Genomic DNA, 3,139 nt, shown 5'->3' with positions numbered 1-3,139 from the left:
GGGCGGCGGGGGCGAGGAGAAGTCGGTGTACCCGTGAGGCCCCCGCAACCCTCCAGAAACCCCGGGGCAATTCCCCTGAAGCCCCCCGCCTCTAATTTCTGTCGAGCGACAGAAACCGCCCGCCCGGAGGCCCTCATGGCGACAGCCACCCCGCACGGAGCCCGCGCCCACGCCAGAGCCCAGGAGGGCGCGAAGGCGGCGGCGATGCCGGTGATACCGGCGAGGGAGTGGCCGCAACCGCCGTGTGAGGCGGGGTATTTGACGTGGGCGGAGACGGTGGCGGGGGGCAACTACACGCACCGCACGCTGGCGAGGGGAACGGAGCTGCGCCTCACGGACGTAGCGGGAGACGCGTGCGCGCACATCCTCCTGTACGCGGACACCCGCCCGTGGGAACGCCTGAACGTGGCGGACACGGTGAAGGTCCAGTGGAACGCGTACATCACGGAGGGCACCCTCCTCCTCTCGGACCAAGGAAGGGTCCTGGCGACAATCACCCAGGACACGTCGGGACGGCACGACGCCCTGTGCGGCACGTCAACTCTCGTACGGAACAAGGCCCGTTACGGCGACGGCACCCCCCAGTCCCCAACCCCCGCAGGCAGGGAACTCCTGAAACTCGCGGCGGCGAAGAACGGCCTGGCCCCCAGAGACCTCCCCCCATCGCTGTCGTTCTTCCAGGGCGTACGCATCCAGCAGGACGGCACCGTCGACTTCACCGGCTCCGCAGGCCCCGGCACCGGCATCACCCTCCGCACGGAACAGGACGTAACGATCCTGATCGCGAACGTCCCCCACCCGTCGGACCCCCGCGAGGACTACACGTGTACCCCCCTGGAGGTACTGGCCTGGCGAGCATCCCCCACGACGGAAGCGGACCCCCTGTGGACATCCACCCCGGAGGCCCGCAGGGCGTACCTGAACACCGCGGAATTCCTCACGGCAAGGGGCCAGGCATGACGGTGATACCCCCCAGGGCAGCCTGGTCGGCAACGATCCGCAAGGGCGAGTCCCTCACGATCACGGACCTGCACGGCAACCAGGCGGTCGACTTCCTGGTGTACGACGCCCACGACACGACGATCCGCTACAGCGCCCCGGACACGATCCACGCCCAGGGCACCCTCTTCCTGACGACGGGAAGCGTCCTGCTGTCGAACGAGCACACCCCGCTGATGACGGTGACGAGGGACGACGTCGGCCGCCACGACCCCGTGGGCGGCGCCTGCTCGAAGGAGTCGAACACCCTCCGCTACGGCCACCACACCTGGTCCCAGCACGCCTGCGTGGACAACTTCCTCGCGGAGGGCGCCAAGTACGGCCTCGGCAAACGGGACTTGGTGTCGAACATCAACTGGTACATGAACGTCCCGGTGGACGAGGACGGCACACTCGGCATCGTCGACGGCATCTCCTCCCCCGGCCTCGCCGTGACCCTGCGGGCGGAGCGCGACGTCCTGGTCCTGGTCTCCAACTGCCCCCAGATCAACAACCCGTGCAACGGCTTCGCCCCGACGGCGGTGGAGATGACGATCGACGAGGCACCCGGCACGGAGGCGGAACGGGCATGACCTTCGACACCCTCCTCATAGCCAACCGGGGCGAGATAGCGGCCCGCATCATCCGCACGGCCCACCAACTCGGCCTGCGCACAGTCGCCGTGTACTCCGACCCGGACCGCGCCTCCCCCCACGTACGCCTCGCCGACGAGGCGATCCGCCTGGGCCCGGCCCCGGCGAAGGACTCGTACCTGAACCCCGACCTCGTCCTGAAGGCGGCGCGGGACACCGGCGCGGGAGCGATCCACCCCGGCTACGGATTCCTCTCGGAGAACGCCGACTTCGCCCGCCGCTGCGAGGAAGCCGGCCTCGTCTTCGTCGGCCCCACCCCCGCCCACCTGGACCTCTTCGGCGCGAAACACACGGCGAGAGCGGCGGCCCAGGCGGCGGGCGTCCCCCTGGCCCCCGGCACGGCCCTGCTCGCCTCCCTCGAAGTGGCCCTGGAACAGGCCGAGTCGATCGGCTACCCGGTGATGCTGAAGGCGACCGGCGGAGGCGGCGGCATCGGCATGTCGGCCTGCCACACCCCCCAAGACCTCACCGCGGCCTGGGAGTCGGTGCACCGCGTGGCCGCCGCCTCCTTCTCCTCGGCGGGCGTCTTCCTGGAACGCCTGGTGGAACACGCCCGCCACGTCGAGGTCCAGGTCTTCGGCGACGGCACCGGCAGGGTCGTCACCTTCGGCGACCGCGACTGCTCCCTCCAGCGCCGCAACCAGAAGGTGGTCGAAGAGGCCCCGGCCCCCGGCCTCCCGGACCACATCAGACACCAACTCACCACGAACGCCCACGACTTGTGCGCCTCGGTCGCCTACCGCTCCGCGGGCACCGTCGAGTTCGTGTACGACGCGGCCCGCGAGGAGGCGTACTTCCTGGAGGTCAACACCCGCCTCCAGGTCGAACACCCGGTCACGGAGGAGATCTACGGCGTCGACCTGGTCGCCTGGATGCTGCGCCTGGCCCAGGGCGACAGGAGCATCGTCCGCACCCCGCCCCAGCCGCGCGGCCACGCCGTCGAAGCCCGCGTCTACGCCGAGGACCCCACCCGCGAACACCGCCCCAGCGCGGGCCTGTTGACCCGGGTCACCCACCCGGACGGGGTACGCGTCGACGGCTGGGTGGAGACCGGCACGGAGGTGACGACGTCGTACGACCCGATGCTCGCCAAAGTCATCGCGCACGGCACCGACCGCGCCGACGCGCTGCGCCGCCTGTCGAAGGCGCTGGCCGGCACCAGGGTGGACGGCATCGAGACGAACCTCGGCCTGCTGCGAGCGGCGCTGGAGCAGGCCGAGTTCAGGTCGGCGACCCACTCCACGGCGACCCTGGCGACGGTCACCGACCCGACGCCGCGCATCGAGGTCGTGTCCGCCGGGACGCTCACGACGGTCCAGGACTGGCCCGGCCGCACCGGGCACTGGCAGGTGGGCGTCCCCCCGTCGGGCCCGATGGACGACCGCTCGTTCCGGGCCGGCAACCGCGCGCTGGGCAACCCGGAGGGCACGGCCGGCCTCGAATGCACGCTCCAGGGCCCGGAGTTGAGGTTCACGCACGCGGCGCGCGTCTGCGTGACGGGTGCACCG

The 3,139-nt window shown here is 70.9% G+C and carries 3 protein-coding genes; all 3 read left to right on the top strand.

The window, feature by feature from the left end:
* Window positions 1–135: 135 nt before the first annotated feature.
* A complete protein-coding gene (locus AOK24_RS39680; RefSeq protein ID WP_055724773.1) occupies window positions 136–960 on the top strand; it encodes an urea amidolyase associated protein UAAP1 in 825 nt (274 codons plus the stop codon).
* Window positions 957–1,571 (top strand): urea amidolyase associated protein UAAP2, encoded by a 615-nt coding sequence (locus AOK24_RS39675; protein WP_055724772.1) that lies wholly within the window; start codon window positions 957–959, stop codon window positions 1,569–1,571. Before AOK24_RS39680 ends, AOK24_RS39675 begins: the two co-directional genes overlap by 4 nt.
* On the top strand, window positions 1,568–3,139 hold a 1,572-nt coding region (locus AOK24_RS39670; RefSeq protein ID WP_240554341.1), incomplete at its 3' end, for an ATP-binding protein. The genes AOK24_RS39675 and AOK24_RS39670, both read left to right, overlap by 4 nt.

Source organism: Streptomyces niveiscabiei (assembly GCF_001419795.1).
Classification (GTDB): Bacteria; Actinomycetota; Actinomycetes; order Streptomycetales; family Streptomycetaceae; genus Streptomyces; species Streptomyces niveiscabiei.
Note: the sequence above shows the minus strand (reverse complement) of the source record. Positions and strands in the feature narration are given on the sequence as shown.